At 53.5% G+C, this 21199-nt stretch carries 16 protein-coding genes; 5 read left to right on the top strand and 11 right to left on the bottom strand.

Annotated features, from left to right (window positions below):
- Positions 1-25 precede the first annotated feature (25 nt).
- Positions 26-235, bottom strand: a complete 210-nt coding sequence (locus ABDW36_RS12750) for a hypothetical protein (protein WP_343702286.1) — start codon at positions 233-235, stop codon at positions 26-28.
- A 93-nt stretch (positions 236-328) separates the two neighbouring features.
- Here ABDW36_RS12750 and ABDW36_RS12755 point away from each other — a divergent pair, with 93 nt between their 5' ends.
- Positions 329-1327 (top strand): AraC family transcriptional regulator, encoded by a 999-nt coding sequence (locus tag ABDW36_RS12755; protein ID WP_343702287.1) that lies wholly within the window; start codon positions 329-331, stop codon positions 1325-1327.
- A gap of 484 nt (positions 1328-1811) precedes the next feature.
- On the opposite strand, the gene ABDW36_RS12760 is transcribed toward ABDW36_RS12755, so the two are convergent.
- The 8 genes from ABDW36_RS12760 to ABDW36_RS12795 all read right to left on the bottom strand — a co-directional run bounded on the left by ABDW36_RS12760 (position 1812) and on the right by ABDW36_RS12795 (position 12309).
- Positions 1812-4028 (bottom strand): sodium-translocating pyrophosphatase, encoded by a 2217-nt coding sequence (locus tag ABDW36_RS12760; protein ID WP_343702288.1) that lies wholly within the window; start codon positions 4026-4028, stop codon positions 1812-1814.
- An 85-nt stretch (positions 4029-4113) separates the two neighbouring features.
- Entirely contained in the window at positions 4114-5628 is a 1515-nt protein-coding gene (locus ABDW36_RS12765; RefSeq protein WP_343702289.1) for an NAD(P)H-hydrate dehydratase, read from the bottom strand.
- Between the two features lie 141 nt (positions 5629-5769).
- Positions 5770-6303: a hypothetical protein gene (locus ABDW36_RS12770; protein ID WP_343702290.1), complete on the bottom strand. Its 534-nt coding sequence runs from the start codon at positions 6301-6303 to the stop codon at positions 5770-5772.
- Positions 6304-6338: 35 nt separating this feature from the next.
- A complete protein-coding gene (locus ABDW36_RS12775) occupies positions 6339-6806 on the bottom strand; it encodes a hypothetical protein (protein WP_343702291.1) in 468 nt (155 codons plus the stop codon).
- Positions 6807-6884: 78 nt separating this feature from the next.
- Positions 6885-8078: a Na+/H+ antiporter NhaA gene (gene nhaA / locus ABDW36_RS12780; protein ID WP_343702292.1), complete on the bottom strand. Its 1194-nt coding sequence runs from the start codon at positions 8076-8078 to the stop codon at positions 6885-6887.
- A gap of 24 nt (positions 8079-8102) precedes the next feature.
- Positions 8103-9974, bottom strand: a complete 1872-nt coding sequence (locus ABDW36_RS12785) for an OstA-like protein (protein ID WP_343702293.1) — start codon at positions 9972-9974, stop codon at positions 8103-8105.
- A gap of 5 nt (positions 9975-9979) precedes the next feature.
- On the bottom strand, positions 9980-10972 hold the full coding sequence (locus tag ABDW36_RS12790) for an MlaD family protein (RefSeq protein WP_343702294.1): 993 nt from the start codon (positions 10970-10972) through the stop codon (positions 9980-9982).
- 95 nt (positions 10973-11067) lie between these two features.
- Positions 11068-12309: an N-acetylmuramoyl-L-alanine amidase gene (locus ABDW36_RS12795; protein WP_343702295.1), complete on the bottom strand. Its 1242-nt coding sequence runs from the start codon at positions 12307-12309 to the stop codon at positions 11068-11070.
- A 262-nt stretch (positions 12310-12571) separates the two neighbouring features.
- On the opposite strand from ABDW36_RS12795, the gene ABDW36_RS12800 reads away from it, so the two are divergent.
- The 3 genes from ABDW36_RS12800 to ABDW36_RS12810 all read left to right on the top strand — a co-directional run bounded on the left by ABDW36_RS12800 (position 12572) and on the right by ABDW36_RS12810 (position 17401).
- The gene (locus ABDW36_RS12800; RefSeq protein WP_343702296.1) at positions 12572-15319 is read left to right on the top strand and encodes a putative LPS assembly protein LptD; all 2748 of its coding nucleotides are present in this window, start codon (positions 12572-12574) and stop codon (positions 15317-15319) included.
- Between the two features lie 150 nt (positions 15320-15469).
- On the top strand, positions 15470-15889 hold the full coding sequence (locus ABDW36_RS12805; protein WP_343702297.1) for a phage holin family protein: 420 nt from the start codon (positions 15470-15472) through the stop codon (positions 15887-15889).
- A gap of 63 nt (positions 15890-15952) precedes the next feature.
- Positions 15953-17401 (top strand): hypothetical protein, encoded by a 1449-nt coding sequence (locus ABDW36_RS12810; protein WP_343702298.1) that lies wholly within the window; start codon positions 15953-15955, stop codon positions 17399-17401.
- Here ABDW36_RS12810 and ABDW36_RS12815 read toward each other — a convergent pair.
- Entirely contained in the window at positions 17370-18350 is a 981-nt protein-coding gene (locus ABDW36_RS12815; RefSeq protein ID WP_343702299.1) for a hypothetical protein, read from the bottom strand. The genes ABDW36_RS12810 and ABDW36_RS12815 overlap by 32 nt on opposite strands.
- Before the next feature lie 36 nt (positions 18351-18386).
- Positions 18387-18761 (bottom strand): YccF domain-containing protein, encoded by a 375-nt coding sequence (locus ABDW36_RS12820; RefSeq protein WP_343702300.1) that lies wholly within the window; start codon positions 18759-18761, stop codon positions 18387-18389.
- 90 nt (positions 18762-18851) lie between these two features.
- Here ABDW36_RS12820 and ABDW36_RS12825 point away from each other — a divergent pair, with 90 nt between their 5' ends.
- Positions 18852-21197, top strand: a complete 2346-nt coding sequence (locus ABDW36_RS12825) for an ATP-binding protein (protein WP_343702301.1) — start codon at positions 18852-18854, stop codon at positions 21195-21197.
- The last annotated feature ends 2 nt before the right edge of the window (positions 21198-21199 follow it).

The raw sequence follows: 21199 nt of genomic DNA on the forward strand, positions 1-21199 counted from the left end.
CGCAATTTCAATGTGGCGCTGCGTTTTAGTCCAGCATGGCGCATTGGTAGCCCAGGCTGCGCACAAAGGCAATCACCTGGTTCTCTTCCAGTTGCTGGCTAACCACCCGGAGCACTTTGTCACAGTCTTCCAGGTCTATAGTGCAGGCGGAGGTACGAAAATGGCCGGCAATGGCGTTTACAACCGTATTCTTATCCTGCAGGGTACTGATGTTAGTTTTGAAGATGCCGATCATGTGCCTGAATTGAATAATTTTATGCAAAATTCGTATGCGCCGGCGAGTACGGCTTATATTAAACGGATTATTATTTACACTTAACGGATTTTTATGCCGGTAACTATCAGGAACGATCACAAGGAAGTGCTTTACCAGTTTGACGAGCCATATCTCCAGGAGCACTTCAACACGCCCCAGCTTGTGGAAACGGACCATCATATAGACATTTCCTGCGGGCAGGCCCGGTTCAGGGAAATGCACTTCGACGGCTTTATTCTGGGCTTTGGCAGCATGGAGGTGAAGCAGCGGCTGCACGTGCAGAGCAACGATGCCCTGCGCCTGATAGGCCTGCATTTCATGCTGCAGGGAGAGATCACTTCCAGCCTGGAAGGGGTGGCCAGCAACCTGGTTACCTCCAGCCTGCAGCACAACATCGTCTACAATCCCTTTTCGGAAGAACATCTGAGAATAGAGCAGCAGCCGGACATGAAAGTGTTCGGCCTGAGCTTCTGCACAGACAAGTTTATAGAGCTGGCTGCCAACAACGGCCCCGTGCTTGACAAGTATGCGGAGCAGGTGGAAAAGCAGCAGCCGGTGTACCTGAAGCAGGGCCACCGCATTACGCCCCGCATGATGCAGGTGATAGACGAGGTCAGCCACTGCCATTTCACCGGCGGGCTCAAGAAGCTCTTCCTGCAATCCAAAGCCATAGAGCTGCTGGCCCTGCAATGCGAGCAGATAGAGCAGGAGAGCCTGCGCGGTACCACCGGGCCCGGCAAGGTGAGCAGAACAGATGAAGAAAGGATCTACCACGCGCGTGACCTGCTGCTGGCCAATGCGCAGGCCCCCCTCTCACTCAGCGAGCTGGCGCGCAAGGCCGGCATCAACGAGTTCAAGCTGAAAACCGGCTTCAAGAAGGTATTTGATAATACGGTATTCGGCTACCTGAGCGATTACCGGCTGGAGCAGGCACGGCAGCTCATCCGGGAAGGCAGGTTGTCTTTCACGGAAATTGCCGGGGAACTGGGGTATTCTTCCCTGCAGCATTTCAGCCATGCGTTCCGGAAAAAGTTCGGGATCAGCCCCAGCGAGGTGAAACGCGTCATCTAAAAAGACCGGTGGCGCCCGCCGCTGGAAAAATAGGTACAACTAACATGTTGATTTAAAGCAGGTTATAAGCCTTAGTGCGTCATTTTAAGGGTCATTTCTGCTAAAATAGCCCGGAAGTAATTGAAAATGTGTTGATTGTAAAATCTCCAAAATGGTGTTTTTGCCAAAAACATACACTCCCCATGCACCATCCTGGGAGTATACTGGGAGTAAGGTGGGCGTTACTACGGAGTAACTATGGAGTAACTACGGAGTAACTACGGAGTTGTCTTATCCTGATATAGGTTTACACCTGACCTATACCTATGTCAGACCTATATCCTACCTATATTAGACCTATGTCAGACCTATATCCTACCTATATCAGACCTATATTAGACCTATGTTAGACCTATATCACACCTAGTTCCGACCTAAATACGCCTGAAAAATAAAAGGCCGCCCTCAACCGGGGCGGCCTTTTAGCATTATCGTCAAAATAAGCCTATTTCAGCGCAATAACGGCCTTTTCTGCCGCGGGGGCAGTGGTGGCCACCTTTTTCGTTTCAGGCGCTATTTTCTGCGCGGAAGCCCCGTTTCCGTGCATTTCGGCAAGGGTAGGCGCAATTACCAGTGAAACGATAGACATCAGCTTGATGAGGATGTTCATGGAAGGGCCGGAGGTATCCTTGAAGGGGTCACCTACGGTATCGCCCGTTACGGAAGCCTTGTGGGGCTCTGACTTTTTGTAGTACACCTCGCCGTTGATCTCCACACCTTTTTCGAAAGACTTCTTGGCATTGTCCCAGGCGCCGCCGGCGTTGTTCTGGAACATGCCCATCAGCACGCCGCTAACGGTAGCGCCGGCCAGGAAGCCGCCCAGCACTTCGGGCCCGAAAATGAAGCCGATGAGCAGGGGAGAGATGATGGCAATACCGCCGGGCAGCAGCATTTTCCTGATGGAGGCCTCTGTGGAGATGGCCACGCATTTATCGTATTCCGGTTTGCCGGTACCGTCCATGATACCGGGAATGGTGCGGAACTGGCGGCGTACTTCCTCTACCATGCTCATGGCCGCTTCACCCACGGCGCGGATGGCCAGGGAAGAGAAAATGAAGGGGATCATGGCGCCTACGAAGAGGCCGGCCAGCACGTCTGCTTTATAAATATTGATGGCATCCTGCAGGTCGTACCCGTTGGCCTTTACCACGCCTACGTAAGCAGCAAACAGCGCCAGGGCGGTGAGTGCGGCGGAGGCAATGGCAAAGCCCTTGCCGGTGGCGGCGGTGGTGTTGCCTACTGCGTCAAGGATGTCTGTTTTTTCACGTACCTCTTTCGGCAGCTCGCTCATTTCGGCAATACCGCCGGCATTGTCCGCAATAGGGCCGAAGGCGTCAATAGCCAGCTGCATGGCCGTGGTGGCCATCATGCCCGCTGCCGCAATAGCCACGCCGTAAAGGCCTGCAAATGCATAAGAGCCGTAAATGCCGCCGGCCAGCACCAGGATGGGGAGCATGGTAGATTCCATGCCCACGGCCAGGCCGCCTATGATGTTGGTGGCGTGGCCGGTGGAAGACTGGCGGATGATGGATTTCACCGGGCGTTTGCCCATGGCGGTGAAATATTCCGTGATGATGCTCATGAGCGTACCTACTACCAGGCCCACAATGATGGCGCCGAATACGCCGCCTTTGGTGAACTCGTGGCCGCGCAGGTTCATGGTGTCAGGCAGCATCCAGTTCACGGCAAAGTAGCATACAATGGCAGTGAGAATGATGGAGCCCCAGTTGCCCATGTTCAGCGCGCGTTGTACCGCGCCGGTGTTGAGCCCGGTGCCTTCGCTTATTCTTACAAAGAAAGTACCGATGATAGACAGTATGATACCGATGCCTGCAATGAACATCGGCAGCAGGATGGGGGCTATGCCGCCAAAGTTGTCTACAGAAGATGTTTCAACGCCCAGTACCATGGTAGCCAGTACGGTGGCCACGTAAGAACCGAAGAGGTCTGCGCCCATACCGGCCACGTCACCTACGTTGTCTCCCACGTTATCCGCAATGGTAGCGGGGTTGCGGGGATCGTCTTCCGGGATGCCGGCTTCTACTTTACCTACCAGGTCTGCGCCCACGTCTGCTGCCTTGGTATAAATACCGCCGCCTACGCGTGCGAACAGGGCAATGCTTTCCGCGCCCAGGGAGAAGCCGGTGAGCACTTCAATGGTCTTGATCATTTCAACGGAATTGGCTTCCGCGCCAAAGTAGGCTTTGAGAATGATGAAGAGAGCGCCAAGGCCCAGTACGGCCAGGCCGGCAACGCCCATGCCCATTACAGACCCGCCGGTGAAAGATACCTTCAGCGCGCGGGAAAGGCTGGTGCGGGCTGCCTGCGCAGTGCGCACATTGGCTTTGGTGGCTATTTTCATACCTATAAAACCTGCCGTGGCAGAGAATATGGCGCCAATGATAAAGGCCAGCGCAATGGTCCAGTCGGAGCTGGAGTGGGAATACCCCATGTAGCCCAATAACAGGGCGGCTATGATCACAAAATAGGTGAGGATCTTGTACTCTGCCTTCAGGAAGGCCATGGCGCCTTCGGCAATATGTTTGGCAATTTCAGTCATCCTTTCATTACCGGAATCCTGGCGTGATACCCAGGCGCTTTGGATGGCTGTAAATAACAGTGCTATCAGTCCGAACAGTGGAACAATGTAAACTATACTCATACTTGGTGTTTGGCCTTTTTAATTTGTTACAAGGTTGACGAAGATAATGTATTAGAATTTATTTTACTAGTGCTATTGCATTCAATTATTTTTGAATGTGTAGCCAGGCCTGGCCAAGATAATAAACAATGTCTTCCGCTACCATGGCTTCTTCGGAGATATCTGCGGCGGCCAGGTCTCCCGCCTGGCCATGCAGCCAGGCGCCCAGCAGCAGCGCGGCCTTGGGGGCGTAGCCCTGGCTGAGCAGGCCGGCCAGTATGCCGGTGAGCACATCCCCGCTGCCGCCGGTAGCCATGCCGGGGTTGCCGGTTGGGTTGAAATACACGGAGCCGTCAGGGCAGGCCATGGCGCTGTAGCGGCCTTTGAGCAGGATGTACAGGCCCAGCGCTGCGGCTTTGGCGGAGAGCAGCTCCAGGCGTTCAAAATGGTTGGCGGTGGGGCCAAACAGGCGTTCAAATTCTTTGGGGTGAGGGGTGAGTATGGACCCTGCGGGTATTTTTTCCAGCAGGGCGGGGTAGGTGCTGATGATGTTGAGTGCGTCCGCATCCAGCACCATGGGCTTGTGGTACAATTGCAGCAGTTTTTCCAGCGCGCCTGCGGTGGCAGTGTGCGTGCCGATGCCGGGCCCTATGCCGATGGCCGCGTAATCAGGCGCCCGGTGCAGCCGGAACGCTTCATGGAACTGGCTGCTGTACTTTATTTCTTCGTCTGTTTCACACATGGCCTCCGGCACGGTGGTTTGCATGATGTTGTAGCCGCATTGCGGCACATGCGCCGTTACCAGCCCCGCGCCTGCCCGCAGGCAGGCTTTCACGGCCAGTATGGCCGCGCCCATTTTACCGTAGCTGCCGGCAATGACGAGCGCATGGCCGTAGGTGCCTTTGTGCGCAAAAGGGGCGCGCGGCTGGTAAATGGTGCCTATGATGCGGGCATCCGTAAGGTGGTATTTTGTTTGCGCCGCCGCGGTGTACGCGGGGTGCAGGCCAATGTGGAGCACTTCCACCTGCCCCGTGCGCGCGGCGTTTTCCGGCAGCATGAACGCCAGCTTGTAAAACTCGAAGCTGAGGGTATAACGGGCATGTACACACGGCGCATGCATGTTGCTGCTGTCTGCCATCAGCCCGGAGGGCATGTCTATAGATACAATGGTATGCCTGGCGGCGGCATCATTGATCTTGTGCAGGATGCCGGCTACCCAGCCTTCTACGGGGCGGGAGAGGCCGGTGCCGAAAATGGCGTCTACAATAATGCCGGGCGCTTCCATCTCCGGGAACTCCGTGAGCGCATGAACGTGCTGTATGTTCTCTACTGTTTCCTGGTTGGCGGCATTGTCTGCGGAAGGTTTCTCCGCATGATGTATCATATAGGCCTGTACGTTATAGCCGTTGGCCCGCAGCAGCCGGGTAATGACCAGCCCGTCCCCGCCGTTGTTGCCCATGCCGCAGAAAACATAATAGGGGAGGGTTTCGCCAAAGGTATGCGCCAGCCACCCGGCACATTCCGCCGCGGCCCTTTCCATCAGTTGCAGGCTGCTCACCGGCTCGTGCGCAATGGTGTAGGCGTCTGCTTCCCGGATCTGTTTGGCTGACAGTATTTTCATGGGAACAGTATTGGTTGTTGCGGGAATGGCCCGGATGTTAAATATAAGTGTTTCCGCGGATTTGGGGGGTGCCGTGCATGGCCAAAAAAAAAGCGCGCCTTCAGCAGGCGCGCCATCATTACATAAAAAAGTGTGCTTGGCTTATTTGAAGGTATACCTTACAGAGAACCCACCGATCTGTTCACCGATGAAATCGTTATAGCCGTTGAAGTTGAAGTAAGGTTTCAGGTCTGCACTAAGGTTCAGGGGAATGTTCTTGAACGTGTATTCCACGCCGAAGATGCCGTCCAAACCTCCTACTACCTGGGTATCATGGCGTCTGCGGCCGTCTCCGTCCCAGTAACGGTTATTCCAGAAACCCAGGTGGGCGCCGCCGCCGGCGTACATGTTCCACTCTGATCTGCCGAACACGTTCCAGTGGTATTCGTACAGGCCTGTGAAGGTAACGTTAGACTCGTCGTTGCCATTCTCGAAATAGTGATGTACAATACCTTCAATAGCGTGTGGCCCGTTCAGGAAGTGCTTTACGGTAAAACCAGCCAGCCAGGGGTTCACCCTGAGACCCAGCGCCGTTTTGTAATCGCCGGGGTTGCCGCCGCCACTGGTCCTTCGTTGTGCGTTTGCCTGGAAGGCCATCAAAGAAAGTACTCCGAAGAGCAACAGGATCCTTTTCATATTGTTTGTTTATTTAGAAAAAATATTGATCGTACTTATTTTTTTCTTCCGAACACATACCGTGCTGAAATGCCGAACTCCGCCAGTTCGGAAGCGGTGGTGAAATGAATGGCGGGCTTCCAGTCAAGGCTGAGGTTCAGGGGTATTTTCTCAAACACATAATTCACGCCTGCAATGGCATCTATACCGGCCAGGAATTCATTGCTGCCGTCTATTCTCCGTGTACCCAGGTGCGCTCCGCCGCCTGCGTACCAGCCTACTCCCGGCGCGGTCAGTTCAGACAGGTCCCAATGGTACTGGTACAATGCTGTTAACGACGCCGTTTTGTTATACAAGCCTACTATACCTTCTGCCGCGGAATGTTCCGTAAAAAAATATCTTCCTGTAACGCCCAGCGGCAGGCCCACTCTAACCCCGGCTTCCAGTTGCCCGGCTGCCTGCTGTGCTCTGGCAGTCCCGGTAAAACATAATGTCAGCATAGCAGCAATGATGCAGTATTTCATGTGATTTAACATTTGCAATAACAATGCCAAAGGCATGTGGTGAGAACAGTGCAAGGGTAAAGGTTGTAAGAGAAACGGCTATAAGGCTGTTTTATTTTGCCGGTTGCTCAAAGCTTTTAAAAAAATGAAGCCGGCCAGCGCCGCGATCAGTGACGCCGTGATCACAGACATGATGGATACCACCTGTGTTTCCGCATCACCAAAAGCCAGGGTGGCAATAAAAATGCTCATGGTAAAACCTACGCCGGCAATCATGCCCACGCCCAGCAGCTGCTTCCAGCCGGTGCCGGATGGGAGGCTGGCCAGCCGTAGCTTTACCGCTATAAAACAAAGCAGGAAAATGCCCAGCGGCTTTCCTATCACCAGCCCTGCTATAACGCCGAAGCTTACACTGTGGGCAAAGGCCTGCAGCACATCCGGCGGAAAATGGATGGCCGTATTGGCCAGCGCAAAGATGGGCATGATGATGAAGTTCACCGGGTCATGCAGGGTATGCTCCAGTGCATTGATCTTATCTAGCGGGATGCAGAATGCCAGCAGCACGCCGGCAATGGTGGCATGAATACCGGAGTTGAAAACGCAGTACCATAATATGATGCCGGGAATAAAGTAGCAAAACAGGTTTTTGACCTTCAGCAGGTTGAGTACCAGCAGCAGCGCCAGTATGCCCGCGCCCCAGTACAGGTATACCAAATGCAGTTCTTCGGTGTAAAAAATCGCAATGGCCAGTATGGCGCCAAGGTCGTCAATAATGGCCAGGGCGGTGAGGAATATCTTGAGGCTCAGCGGCACGCGGTTGCCCAGCAGGGACAGGATGCCCAGCGAAAAAGCAATGTCTGTGGCCATGGGAATGCCCCAGCCATGGCTGAACGGCGTACCGGCATTGAAAATACTGTAAATAAGGGCAGGGGCCAGCATGCCGCCTACGGCGGCCAATACGGGCAGGAGGGATTTGCGGATGGATTTCAGCTCGCCTACGGTCAGCTCGCGTTTAATTTCCATGCCTACCAGGAAAAAGAAGAGCACCATGAACCCGTCATTGATCCACAGCAGCCAGGAGTTGGGCAGGTGCAGGCCCTTGAGATCGTAATGATGCCCGCCGGCGGGGTCAAAGAGGGTATTGAAGAAGCCGGTGTAGGCTGCTTCCCAGGGTGAATTGGCAATGATGATGGAGATAACGGTGCAGGAGATCAGGATAATGCCAACAGCGCGGCTGTCACTCAGAAATTGAAAAATAGGCGATAACAGTTTGTTGACGGTCCTTCCGATCATTCCATACAGGTTTAGGTGAAAAAATTATTGTCCAAGCAGTTCGTACTTTGACTTTGGTTTACGGTGTATTTCCCAGCGGAAGCCCTGCAGGCGTTTCTGGTCTTCCGGCATTTGCGTGAACGGGAACATGGTGGCCTCCGGCTCCTTCACAAACACCACCCGCTCCAGCTCCCCGTTCTGGAAATAGACGCGGGTATTGGCAGATAGCAGCCGGTTTATGGAAACAAAGGCGCTGTCATCGTCCTGCACGTAGTATATATTCTCGGCGTTGCCGTTCACGTGCATGGAATCCAGCTTTTCATCCCCGAAATAACCCATCACGGTGTTGCCTTTGATCTGGTTATACATGTCAGGCCCCACCTCATTTATAATGAGCGCGTTCTGGTCCAGCAGCAGGCGGTCTGCCTTCTGGTTTTTGGTGAACAGGAAAATAGTATCGCCCAGCAGCTGGTTGTCATTAGCCCAGAGCACGGGGTTGCGGAAGAGGCGGAAAATGGAGTCTACGCTGGAGTAGTAGATGCTGTCTGCCACGCCCTGCAGTGAATCTGAATAGATCTTCACATCGTGGTAGGCTATGATGAACCTTTTTTCTGTAGTGTCCCTGGGGGGCGGGGCGGCCGTTACCGCCGGGCTGATGATGCGCGCGGTGTCTGGCGGGGCGGCGGCCAGGGCGGCAGTGTCTGGCACTATGGCGGCGGCGCTGCGGATGGCGGCCAGGCCGGTAGTGTCAGGTTGTGTTTTAGCGGCCACCATATTGCTGGTGTCTTTAGCGTCCGTAGCCCCGTCCAGCAGCTTTTTAAAGGCTGCCTGGCCGGCGGTGTCTCCGATAGCGGGTTTCTGCACGGCGGTTATGACGGGCCTTTCCGCAATGGGCTGCACGGTGGCCACGGCGGCGCTGTCTGTTTTGGGCGCCACCGAGTCTTTTTTGATGATGCCGGAAAACAGGGTGTCTGCCGCAATGAACAGGGTGTCTGTTTTACCTTCCAGCAGCATTACCGGCTTTTGCGTGGCCAGTACGGTTTTGAGGTTTTGGTTCACAATGCCGTAATTGGCCAGCACGGCCACCTTCTGCGCAGTGTCTCTCCATATCATGTTACCGTTGGCAATGGAAATGCCGGTGCTTTTATCTGTCTGTATCTCGTTGGCGGTGAAGGTATTGGTGCTGTCTTCTATCACCGGCCGCTGGCCAAAGCTGCCATACCCGTTGTCTGTATTGTAAAACCCGGAGGTGACGTACATGGTGGCCTTACCGTCGTTAATAGTGGTAGGGGCCAGTATGGTGGCTATTTTGGTGTGGGAGTTGTAGAGCAGGGTATCTGTGCCCAGGGTGAAGCCGGGGTCTACTATCTCCACGTTCTTTTTGAAATACACGTCTTTTGTTTCCGCGTAATAAAGTCCTTCCTGGCTGGTGAGCACAGATTCTCCGTTGACCAGTTTGCCGCCTTTGTCATAGGTACCTATTTTGGTATTCATGTCATACACCAGCTGCGGGCTGGTGAGCACTATCTTGCTGTCTGTCAGCCTGGCGTTGCCGGTGAGGGTGGCAATGCGGGTATCGCCCACATAGACCAGCTGGTCTGAGTAGGTGTGAATGCTGTCATCCTGGTTGATGTGCACATGCCCCCAGGCTTCCACAATGTTCTGCCGGGCTTTGAGCACGGCGCTGTCACAATAGAGCAGGCTGGTGCCTTGCCGGAAGATCACGTCGCCCCGGAAGCGCCGCTCGTCTACCGTATCCGTGGTAACGTTGATCACGGATTTGGCCTGCAGCAGGTAGATCCTTTTGGTGGTATCCTGCTGCAGCGGTTGTGCGGGCAAAGTGGCGGCGTGCCGGCTGTTGGCGGCCAGCAACCCGGTTGCGCCCAAACCTGCCAGCAGAATGAAAGTTCTTAGCATTGTCTCTATTGTAACTGCACCGAATCTGAAGGGATCGGCACTACTTTATTTTTTCTTCCGAATACGCTCAGGTGCACATACCGCCAGGGGTTGTACCGGAGGTCTTCCAGCAGCTTGTTGAGGCTGCCCAGCGAGTGCTGGAGGTTGTTGTACACCTTTTTATCATTCATCAGCAGGCCCAGTGAACCGTCTGTGCTGTTTATTTTGGTCACCACGCCGTTCAGCTGCTCTACGGTACCGCGCAGCTGCGAGAGGGCCGTATCCAGCTCCCCGTTGGCCAGCGTGCCGGAGGCCTTGTCGAAATTGCCGAGTATGTTGGAGATCTTTTCGTTATTGTTTTTCAGGTTGGCAGACACGGCCTCAAAATTACTGAAGGTGCCGCCAATGGAGCCGTTCTCCGCCAGCATACCGTTGATGGAGTGGGTGGCTCTTGACAGGTGCTGCATGGTGCCGTTAAGGCCGGCCACGGCCGTGCGCAGGTTACTTTTGGTGGTAGTGTCGAATACGGAATTAACAGTGATGAGCAGGGTGTCTACCGCGCCAAGCGTGGTTTCCAGCTTTTTAACGAGGGGGCTCAGCTGCTCTTTCAGGGCGTCTGTGATGGAATTGTCTACCGCTGCGTAGATGGTGTCTTTATTTTTCAGCACTTCGCTGGTGTTGCCGAAATCGATCTCCACCTTGCGGGTGCCCAGCAGATCTGAGCTGATGCGGGCCACGGAGTTTTTGGGAATGTCAATGTCTTTATTGATCTGCAGGGTTACCAGGATGCGGCCCGCCTGCCTGTCCATTACCTCCAGGCTTAAAACATTGCCAACGGTTAACCCGTTTACCGTTACGGCATTGGACGGCGCCAGCCCGTTCACCTGCCCGTATACGGCATATATCGTTTTTTTGTTTGAAAAGAGGCTTCTGCCTTTCAGGATGTTGAACCCTAATACCAGCAACACAATGGCGACTGCGGATAGAATGCCTATTTTCGATTCGTTGGATATCTTCATCAGGTTAAATTAATGTCCGTGCAAAAATAGTTAAAAAACAACGGTGCGCAGTCGTAGGAAAACATAAATCAGCAAAAGGCGGGCCGGAAAACGGGTCAGTCTACCCGTTCCCCGTTGCGGTAGGTGACCACAAACGCATCTTTAAAACCGTTCTGGCGGGCTTTATATACAGCGGCGTTTGCTTCGGCCTCCGTGCGGAAGCTGCCCCAGATGTATTTGTGCAGTTTCTGGGAGCCCTGCTTCACATCTTCACGCTCAATGGTGCCGTTGAGCTTGCTGAACAGGGAAGAGCCGCGGGCATGTACTTTTTCGGTGGTCATCAGCTGTACTTTGTAATGGGTATCTCCGTCTGCCGCCTGCGGCCCTGATGCGGGCAGTTCGGTTTTGGTACTAACGGTAGCGGGTATATTTTGCGCCGGCTGCGGGGCAGGGGCCTGGGCATGGGTGGCTGCGGCCTGCTCATGCGCCGCACGGCGTACGGCTTCGGCGTTGTTGTATACTTTTTCCAGCTGGTCTTTATACCGCTTCACCGCGCGGTAGATACACTGGGCCATCTCGTCCTGCCCGTTTTTGGAGTTCAGGTAATCTTCCTCCTCCGGGTTGCTGATGAAGCCCAGTTCCACCAGCACGCTGGGCATGGCGGTGGCATGCAGCACCAGGATGCCTTTTTCATTACGCTGGCGCGCGCCGCGGCTGATGCGGCCTACTTTGGTGAATTCGTCCTCTACCAGGCCGGAAAGGCGCAGGCTCTGGTCAAAGTATACGTTTTTGAGGGTGTTGAGCATAATGAGCGTCTCCGGGTCTGTAGCGTTCATGAGCTGCTGCGTTTCTTCGGAGTTGGCGTCAAACACTATCACGGAGCTGTTGCGCAGGGCTTCCGCCTTGGCGTTGTTCTTGGCGGTGGCCCATATATAGGTTTCCGTACCCTTGGCCGGGTTCGGTATCTTTTCATAAATAGGTACGCGCTTGGTGTACTTCTTGCCTTTTTTGTTCCGGTAAGTTCTTGTTGTATGGCCCACCACGCGGGAAAGGGGAGCGGCGGAATTACAATGTATGGAAATAAAAAGATCGCCCTCCGCTTCATTGGCAATGGCGGCCTTGCGCCTTACATCGTCAAAACGGTCTGTTTTACGGGTATATACCACCTTCACATCGGGCATGGCGTCTTCCACTATTTTACCCAGCTTCAGGGCTACGGCCAGGGCTATGTCTTTTTCCACGGAATATTTGCCTCTTGCCCCGGGGTCGCTCCCCCCGTGGCCTGCATCAATTACAATGGTACGTATAGGTTTGTCTTGTACAGGGAAATCCGGTGTAGTTTTTGCATATACGAACAAAGTATAGAGTAATCCTATACCCAGTCCAGAAAATAAAACTCTTTTCCAGCGCATGTCAACGTTTAATTTTAAATGGGTTGTGTCCAATCCGGGAGGGTCTGCATTAGCTGAATACTACAGATTTACACCACATTACAGGCACAAAGCATTAGCTTTCTGTGTAATAAATTGTATAAAATCATGTAGGTTTGTGCCCGCTTAACACATGGACCCTCACTGCAAAAATAATTATAAAAACTTTTTAAGGCGGCTGTTCCTGCCTTTGATTCTTCTTTTATTACTGGTAGCCGCCCTGTTAAAAGACGAAATAGCGCACGCATCAGTACTTCCGGGCATTTACTTTAACAAAATTTTCACAGATACAGTGCCCGTTCCGCGGCCGGATACCAGCCGCCCCGCGTTCAAAAGGGTGAAAGACAGCATACCGGTGAAGGCGGTAGATACCATTACCCTGCCAGACAGCCTCCGCCGCCGGGCAGACAGTACCGGCCTCCCGCAGACGGACAGCACCGGCCGGCGCCTGGCAGATACCACCGTCAAACCCGTCCGCATCTCGAAAGACAGCCTGACGGCCCCCGTATATTACAAGGCGCAGGACTCCATTGTGATGTTCGTAAAAAAGAAGGAGTTCCACCTGTATAACAAGGCAGACGTAAAGTATGAACAGACGCAACTGACCGGCAATACCATGGATTTCAACCAGGCCACCGGCATTCTCACTTCCCGCATGGGGATCGATACGGCCGGGAAACCTTTTGAAAAGGCGGTGCTGAATGACGGCAGCACCAGCTCCGAGATGGACTCCGTACAATACAATTTCAACTCCGGCAAGGCCATGATCTACCAGACCAGGGCCCAGTACGGGGAGGGGTATGTTAACAGCCGCAAGGTGAAAAAACAGCCTGATAACACCGTTTTCGGCTTCCGCAACGGTTATACCACCTGTAACCTGGATACGCCGCACTTTGCCTTCAGGGCCAGGAAAATCAAGGTGATACCCGACAAGCTGATCGTTTCAGGCCCCGCCAACCTGGAAATAGAGGGTATTCCCACCCCCTTGTTCATCCCCTTCGCCATTTTCCCCATCAGCCACGGCCAGCGCACCGGCCTGCTGCCCCCGCAATACGTGGTGAACCAGCAAAAAGGTATAGGCCTGGAAAACGGCGGTTATTATTTCGGGCTGGGGGAGTACCTTGACCTGACGGTGCGGGGAGACGTATACTCCTACGGCAGCTGGGGGCTGACCCTGAGCCCTACTTACCGGAAGCGGTACAAGTATAACGGGGGCATGAACATTGCGTTTGCCAACAGCAAGTTTGGCGGGGACCCGCAGATCAAGGACGAGTTTACCACCTCCAAAGACTTCCGGGTATCCTGGAGCCACAGTATGGACGGCAAGGCCCGCCCCGGTACCAACTTCAGCGCCAGCGTAAATTTCGGTACCACCTCCTATAACCAGTACAATGTGACAGACGCGGCCACCAGGCTCAATAATAATATGAGCTCTTCCATCAACTATTCCAAAAGCTGGGTGGGCAAACCTTATAACCTGACCCTGGCGGCGGGCCATAACCAGAACAACTCCACCCGGAAAATGAACATCAACTTTCCGGACGCGTCTTTCAACGTGAACACGCTGTACCCTTTCCAGAAAAAGGAAATGGTGGGCAGCCCCAAGTGGTACGAAAAAATAGGCATCAGCTATAACGGCCTGCTGCGGAACAACGTAAGTTTTGTAGACAGCACCTTCGGCACTCCCGCCATGTTTGACAACCTGCAGGCCGGCGTGCAGCACCAGATACCCATCACCCTGTCTATCCCCGTTATGCGGAACCTCACCCTTTCCCCCAGCATCAACTATACGGAGAAATGGTACATCCGCCAGCAGGTGCTGACCTGGGACCCGAAGAACCGCAACTACGATACTACCTATAATAACGGATTTTTCCGCAGCAGCGCCGCCAGCACTGGCGCCTCCCTGGCTACGGCCATTTACGGCATGTACACCTTCAAGAACAAGAACTCGAAGGTGGCGGCGGTACGCCACGTCATGCGGCCCAACATCGGCATCAGCTATTCTCCTGACCTGGCCAGCAAGGACTATTATATGGTACAGAGCGATACCCTGGGCCGCATGTCCCGCTTTTCGTACTACGACGGCGCGCCCTTCGGCCCCTCTGCCGCTCAAACCTTTGCCGGCCTCACATTCGGGATAGACAACAACCTGGAAATGAAAGTGCGGTCAGACAAAGATACCTCCGGCTTCAGGAAGATCAAGCTGCTGGACGGCTTCGGCATCACCAGCAGCTACAACCTGGTGGCAGACTCCTTCAACCTGGCGCCGTTTTCCCTCAACGCCCGTACCAACCTGTTCGACAAGGTGAACATCTCCTTTGGCGGTACCATTGACCCCTACCAGGTAGACCAGTACGGTTACCGCATTGACAAATACGCCTGGAAAGGGGAGAAATTCAGCATTGGCCGCCTCACCAATGCCAACATTGCCTTGAGCACATCTTTCCAGAGCCAGGATAAAAAAAGCAAGGAGAAGCAGAAAATGAAAGACGAGCTGGCGGAAGAAGAGCAAACGCCCGATGCCATGCTGCAGGAGCAGCAGCGGCAGGCGCAGATGATGCGCGCCAACCCCGGAGACTATGTAGACTTTGACATTCCCTGGCGGCTGGACCTTTCCTACAGCCTCAACTATACCCGCGGCCGCACCGCAGACCGCCTGCGGGATACCACCATCTTCAACCAGTACTTGGGCTTCAGCGGAGACTTCAGCCTGACGCCCAAATGGAAGATCATCATGACGAGCGGTTTCGACTTCCGGCTGATGCAGATCTCTTACACCAACCTCACTATTTCGCGAGACCTGCACTGCTGGCAAATGAGCATCAACCTGGTGCCCTTCGGCAGCTACCGCCAGTTCAGCATCACCATTAACCCCAAGGCCGGCATTCTGCGAGACCTGCGGGTGAACCGAACGCGGCAATTCTTCGACTTCTAGCGGGCGGCGCACCATACCGCCACCATACGCAGCTGATCTGCGTAAAAGAAAATCTTTATCCACAGTGCATATTTTTTCAATACGCAGATTGAGCAGGGTAGTGGCCCGCTACTTTTGAACTGCGATTGTGTAAATGAAAAAAAGACTGTTATGAAAACTTTATTCACCGGAGATTTTTCCATTGTGTTCCACCCCAGCTTCAACCTGCTGATCTGGGTATTTATTGCCATGATGCTTGATTTGTTCACAGGCATCGTCAAAGCCCTCATGCATCACACCGCCCGTACTTCTTCCGGCTACCGGAAAACCGCCCGCAAGTTCACGCAGTACATCGGCGCCATACTGGTATCTGTTATACTGATGAACACTTTCCGGCAAGAGCATCCCGTGGTGCAGTATATGAATGACGGGCTGCTGATATTGCTCATTTATATAGAGACCACCTCTATTTTCGAGAACCTGTACGCCATTGACAGCAGCAGCATGTTTGCACGGTATTTCATTGCGCCGGTGCTGCGGCTGCTTACCTTGTACATGAAAAAACTGCAGCGCGGCGAAACAGACGCTTGACGCCGCTGTGGCTGTTTTTCGGGTATGGAGTTTGTGCTCCCGTTTTAAATAAACCAATGTGTTATGGGTAAAGACAGAGAGGGAAGGTTCATTCCCCCGAAGGGGAAACCTTCCGGCAGCGGACGCGAAAGCAAACTGGGCCTGCGGCCCGGAATGGCCCCGGAAGACCTGGAAAAAGACCAGTCCATTACAGACAAATACACCAGCGGCGAAGACGAACCGGCCCCCAAAGTGCGGATGCGGCACCCCAACCGTAATGTGCACAAAGGCGACGAAGAAGAAATTGCCGCTAACAACAAAACGCAGAACAGCTACAAGAACCGGTATAATAGTGCACCGGACGGCGCCGCCCCCAGGCCGGAACCGCTGGAGGAAGATATGTCAAAAGACGATCTTGCCGCGCTGGCCGGTTATACGGCTGACTGCTGCATAACGCTTGTGATGCCCACCCACCGCGCGGGCATGGAAGTGAATGAGCAGCAGGACGGTATTGCGTTTAAAACCATCTTGCAAAGCGTGCAGCAGCAGCTGTTGCAGCAGGGAATGCGAACGGACGAAGTGGAGCCGCTGCTGATGCACGCCTTTGCCCTGGCTAATGACGAAACCTTCTGGCGCAGGCAGCTGAACGGCCTCGCCGTGTTCATAGCGCCGGACGTTTTCAAATACATGAAGCTGCCCTACGCAGCAGAGCAACAGCAATACATTCAGCAAACCTTTGATGTAAGCCCGCTGCTGCCGCTGTTTACGGCACATGAAGCGTTTTTTGTGCTGGTGCTGAACAAGCGGAAGGCGGAGCTATTCGAGGCAAACATCTTCGGCATGAAGAAAATACGCGTAAAAGAGTTTGCCATGGGCATAGACGATATGGTACGGTCTGAAGGAGCGCTGCAAGACAATATGGACAACACGGAAGGCACAGCTTTTCACGGCGAGGGCACGGGCAAACCCACAGACCGTTCCAACATTTCCATGTATATGGATGAAGCAGACCAGCTGATGTGGAACGAAGCGCTCTCCACCCGGCAGGCCCCGCTGCTGCTGGCAGGCGTGGAAAGCCTGCTGCCCGTGTACCACCACCGCTCACGGTACCAGCATATAGCAGATACTTACCTGCCCGGTAACTTTGAAGAAGAAAATATACAAAGCCTCTGCACCGAGGCCAGGAAAAAGCTGCAGCCCTACCTGGAAGTACGCCTGCAGAAAGCGCTTGACCGCTACAACAACAGCATTGCCACGCGCCTCACGTCTTCCATGCCCGAAACAGTGATACCCGCCTGCTTTTATGCACGCGCAGAAGTGCTCTTTGTGCAGAAGGGTTACCACCTCTGGGGCCATTTTAACGCCATGGACAACCAGCTGGCCCTGCGTGATGTGGCGGAAGAGGGAGATGTGTGCATGGTGAATGCCGCGGCGGTGAACGCCTATTTGAACGGCGCGGAAGTGTTCCTGCTTGACAAGGAGCGCATGCCCAACGGGGCGGCTATTGCGGCGTTGATGCGGTATGAGGCGTAGAGGTGCCGTTTTCTAATGCTGTAAGGCTGTTTGCCAGTTTTTTTAAACGGTTGTCTTGTTCAGCTACCAGTCTTTTTAACGCATCAAGATTTTTATTTTGCGCTATGATGTACAGGGTTAGCTCTTCAATCTTTTGAAGAAGTTTGGCCTGGGTTTCGCCCAGGTCAAGCCCGTTTTGCGCTACTTCTTTCGCAGTAGGGATTGCAGGCAGATGCTGGTGTTTTTTTATAAAGGTTTCCAGTTCGTAAAGTGAAGGAAGGGCGTAGTTTGGATCAAACACGAAATCTGCCCACACGTTCTGCTTAACTTTCACTTTTACAGCCGCTACAGGGCCATTGACTGTTAATGCGGAGGTTTGCGTTTGTGTGCCGATTTCCACATGGCCATCGTTATGAATGCTCATTTGCCGGCCATTGATGCCGCTTGCGGACAGATATAGACTGCCTTGCGTTGTGAACAATTCAACTGTATTGGTTACAGGTAACCGCCTCATTCCATGATTGGCGTTTCCCAGGTAAAATGCTCCTTCCGTTGGAGATGGGGCACTGAGGATATGTCCCGTCACGTCCAGTTTTTGCTGTGGGCTTGTGGTGCCGATACCGATAAGTCCCGTATGGCTGATACGCAGGGCTTCGTTTAACTCGCTGCCGGTCCATACGTGAAATTTCATGGCGCTTTTCCTTCCCTCGGGTACAATTCGTTCCGTCTCAATCCGTCCAACCTCAGTACCGGCCAAATTAAAGCGAATAGTTCCCACCGGGCCTAAAACGTCCCAGTAATTCGTGAACTGTGCCACGGCAGGGCCATTTTCTGCAATTTCCAGTTTCTCTGCGGGGGTGACAGTGCCAATGCCGGCTCTACCAGTGTCTCGAAGAATATTCGTGCTTTGGCTAAAAGTTTTCTGTAAAAAAAAGATGAATAACAGCAGAACGAAGAGTAAACGTTTCATAAGTATATAATTTGGATAAAAGAGACAGGTTAACTGCTAATCCCGGTACAGCTCCTTGCCGAACGGCGTAAACGTAAGCGCCAGCAATTTGAAATGCTGCCGCGCAAAGGGAATGCCGATGATGGTGATGGTCAGCAAAAGGCCGAACAGCAGGTGCCCCAGCGCTACCCAGATGCCGCCCAGCAATATCCAGAGAATGTTCATGACGGTAGCCAGGCAGCCCGTGCCGCCCGGTACCTCCCGCACCTTTGTGCCGAAGGGCCAGAGCGTAAGAATGCCTATCTTGAAAAGTTGCAGGCCAAAGGGAATGCCTATAATGGTAAGGCAAAGGCCCAAACCGCCTATCATATACCCCACAAAAGAGTAAAAACCGCCGAATATAAGCCAGATAATGTTGCCGATCAGGTTCATAGGTATAAATGTAGGAAACAACTGTTGATTTTAAATAAATTGCTATATTGTTGTGAATCACCTATCTATGACTGATCTTAAACCTTGCTGATGAGCAATTACCCAAAAGGCGGGGAGGAAACTCACATTCAGAAGGCTTTGCAGCTTGCGCCGATAGGCGCTTTCATGTCAGACCTGCAGGGGAACTGTTTTTTTGTGAATGATGAATGGGTAAAGATGGCGGGGCTGAGCTTTGATGAATCGATGGGAAAGGGCTGGACGAAGTTCATCCTGCAGGAAGATATCCCCAGCATGCGGGATGGACTGCAGGCGGCCCTGCAAACCCCGGACGAGCCTTACATCTGTTCTTACCGCATACAGCACCCTGTGAACGGGCTGCGTTACCTCAAAGCCGATTTGCGCGCCGTAAAGGGCCTGACAGGCAAGGCCGGTTGCCTGGTGGGGTACGTGCAGGACGTGACCCCTGAAAAAGAAGCGGAGCACCGCCAGGCGGAGCTGACGGCGCATTTGCATGCCCTGCTCGTTTCCCTGGAAGATATCACTTTTGAGATCAATGGCCACCAGGTGTTCAGGAACGTATGGGTGCATGATGACGGCCAGTTGTTCATGCCCCGCCAGCAGTTCCTGGGCAAAACGGTGCAGGAAGTGTTCGGCCCGCAGGCCGCCATTTTTGTAAATGCCATCAATGCCGTGCTGGAAACAGGCGCCGCGCAGGAAGTGGAGTACAAACATTTTTACGAAGAGATCAACCAGTGGTTCCGCGCCAGCATCAAACCGGTGTATATGATGGAAGACCCGACGGATACCGTGATGGTGATCAGCATACAGGACATCACGGCAAGAAAGCTGGTGGAGCTGCGGCTGGAGGAAACCAGGAACAGCCTGGAGCTCAGCAACCAGTTGCTGGACGTGAGCCAGCAGCTCAGCAACACCGGCGGCTGGGAATACAACCTGGAAACAGGCCAGGTGTTCTGGACGCGGCATACCTACCTGATATACGAGATGGAAGAAGACTTTGTGCCGGACTTTGACAGCAGCGTTCAGTTCTTCGTGGAAGAAGACCGGCCGGTTATTGTCAGGCAGGTGGAAGATGTGATACTGGAGCAGAAACCTTATGATATAGAGCTGCGGATCATTACCCGCAACAATACGGCCAAATGGCTGCGTGTGATAGGCACGCCTGTTGTAAAAGAGGGCCGTGTGGTCATGATCAGGGGCGCGGTGATGGACATCACCCAAAAGAAAAAGGACGAGCTGGAGCTGATCAGCGCCAAAGAAATGGCGGAAGACGCGGCAAAGGCCAAGTCAGACTTTCTCTCTATCATGAGCCATGAGATCAGAACGCCGCTCAACGGCATCATTGGCATTGCCAACCTGCTCAAGCTCAACTACACGAAGGAGCAGGAGGAATACATCAGCAACCTCCTTTTCTCTGCAGACCACCTGCTGCAGCTCATCAATGATATACTGGACCTTAACAAGATAGAACGCCAGCAGTTTGAGCTGCATCCTTCCCCGGTAAACCTGCATGAGCTGGTGCGCAACATCCGCAACCAGTTCGCATCACTGGCGGAAGCCAAAGGCATTGCGCTGGAAACCGTGGTAGACAAGGCCATCCCGAAGAAGGTGATGGCGGACGTAATTCGCCTGAGCCAGATACTGAACAACCTGGTGAGCAATGCTGTCAAGTATACGGAACAGGGAACGGTGCGCCTGTCTGTTTCAGTGGTGGAGCAGCAAACGAAGAACATCACCTTGCACTTTTCCGTGAAAGACACCGGCATCGGCATTCCGCCGGAACATCATAACATGGTGTTTGAAAGCTTCCGGCAGGTGCAGCAAGGCGCCGTGCGCAAACAATCCGGCACCGGCCTGGGCCTGACCATCACGCAAAAACTGATAGCCCTTCATAACAGCCACATCTCCCTTGAAAGCGAGCCGGGAAAAGGCAGCGAATTTAGTTTCGACATCGTGTTTGAACTGCCCGCCAAAAAAGGGCAGCTGACCCCGCGCCCGCAGGTTTCAGAACTTTCCGCTTATGCCAATAAATTCAAAAGCATGCAGCTGCTGTTCGTGGAAGACAACCCCATCAACGTAATGGTGGCCCGGCGGCAGCTGGAATACTTCGGTATTCAACCTGACTGCGCCAGCAACGGCCAAAGCGCTCTCGATCTGCTGAAAGAAAAAGGCAGCCTGTACGATGTGGCTTTCATAGACCTGCACATGCCGGAAATGGACGGCTATGCGCTGGCAGAGATCATACGGCAGGAGTACCCTGAAATACACATCGTCATCTTCACGGCAGACATTATGCCGGAAGTAAGACGGAAGTTTGCCAGGAAAGGTATATTCGATATCCTGAACAAACCTTTCTTCCCCCGGGAAATGCTTTCCACGCTGCTGAAGATTGCGCAGGTGCGGAGGATGAAGATATGAGC

The organism is Chitinophaga sp., from assembly GCF_039596455.1.
Classification (GTDB): Bacteria; Bacteroidota; Bacteroidia; order Chitinophagales; family Chitinophagaceae; genus Chitinophaga.

Bases quoted from the DNA above. Each gene is read 5' to 3' on its own strand.
- ABDW36_RS12765 (WP_343702289.1), bottom strand. From the start codon at position 5,628: ATGAAAATACTGTCAGCCAAACAGATCCGGGAAGCAGACGCCTACACC.
- ABDW36_RS12755 (WP_343702287.1), top strand. From the start codon at position 329: ATGCCGGTAACTATCAGGAACGATCACAAGGAAGTGCTTTACCAGTTT.
- ABDW36_RS12775 (WP_343702291.1), bottom strand. From the start codon at position 6,806: ATGAAATACTGCATCATTGCTGCTATGCTGACATTATGTTTTACCGGG.
- ABDW36_RS12760 (WP_343702288.1), bottom strand. From the start codon at position 4,028: ATGAGTATAGTTTACATTGTTCCACTGTTCGGACTGATAGCACTGTTA.
- ABDW36_RS12810 (WP_343702298.1), top strand. From the start codon at position 15,953: ATGGGTAAAGACAGAGAGGGAAGGTTCATTCCCCCGAAGGGGAAACCT.
- ABDW36_RS12805 (WP_343702297.1), top strand. From the start codon at position 15,470: ATGAAAACTTTATTCACCGGAGATTTTTCCATTGTGTTCCACCCCAGC.
- ABDW36_RS12750 (WP_343702286.1), bottom strand. From the start codon at position 235: ATGATCGGCATCTTCAAAACTAACATCAGTACCCTGCAGGATAAGAAT.
- nhaA (WP_343702292.1), bottom strand. From the start codon at position 8,078: ATGATCGGAAGGACCGTCAACAAACTGTTATCGCCTATTTTTCAATTT.
- ABDW36_RS12815 (WP_343702299.1), bottom strand. From the start codon at position 18,350: ATGAAACGTTTACTCTTCGTTCTGCTGTTATTCATCTTTTTTTTACAG.
- ABDW36_RS12825 (WP_343702301.1), top strand. From the start codon at position 18,852: ATGAGCAATTACCCAAAAGGCGGGGAGGAAACTCACATTCAGAAGGCT.
- ABDW36_RS12770 (WP_343702290.1), bottom strand. From the start codon at position 6,303: ATGAAAAGGATCCTGTTGCTCTTCGGAGTACTTTCTTTGATGGCCTTC.
- ABDW36_RS12790 (WP_343702294.1), bottom strand. From the start codon at position 10,972: ATGAAGATATCCAACGAATCGAAAATAGGCATTCTATCCGCAGTCGCC.
- ABDW36_RS12820 (WP_343702300.1), bottom strand. From the start codon at position 18,761: ATGAACCTGATCGGCAACATTATCTGGCTTATATTCGGCGGTTTTTAC.
- ABDW36_RS12785 (WP_343702293.1), bottom strand. From the start codon at position 9,974: ATGCTAAGAACTTTCATTCTGCTGGCAGGTTTGGGCGCAACCGGGTTG.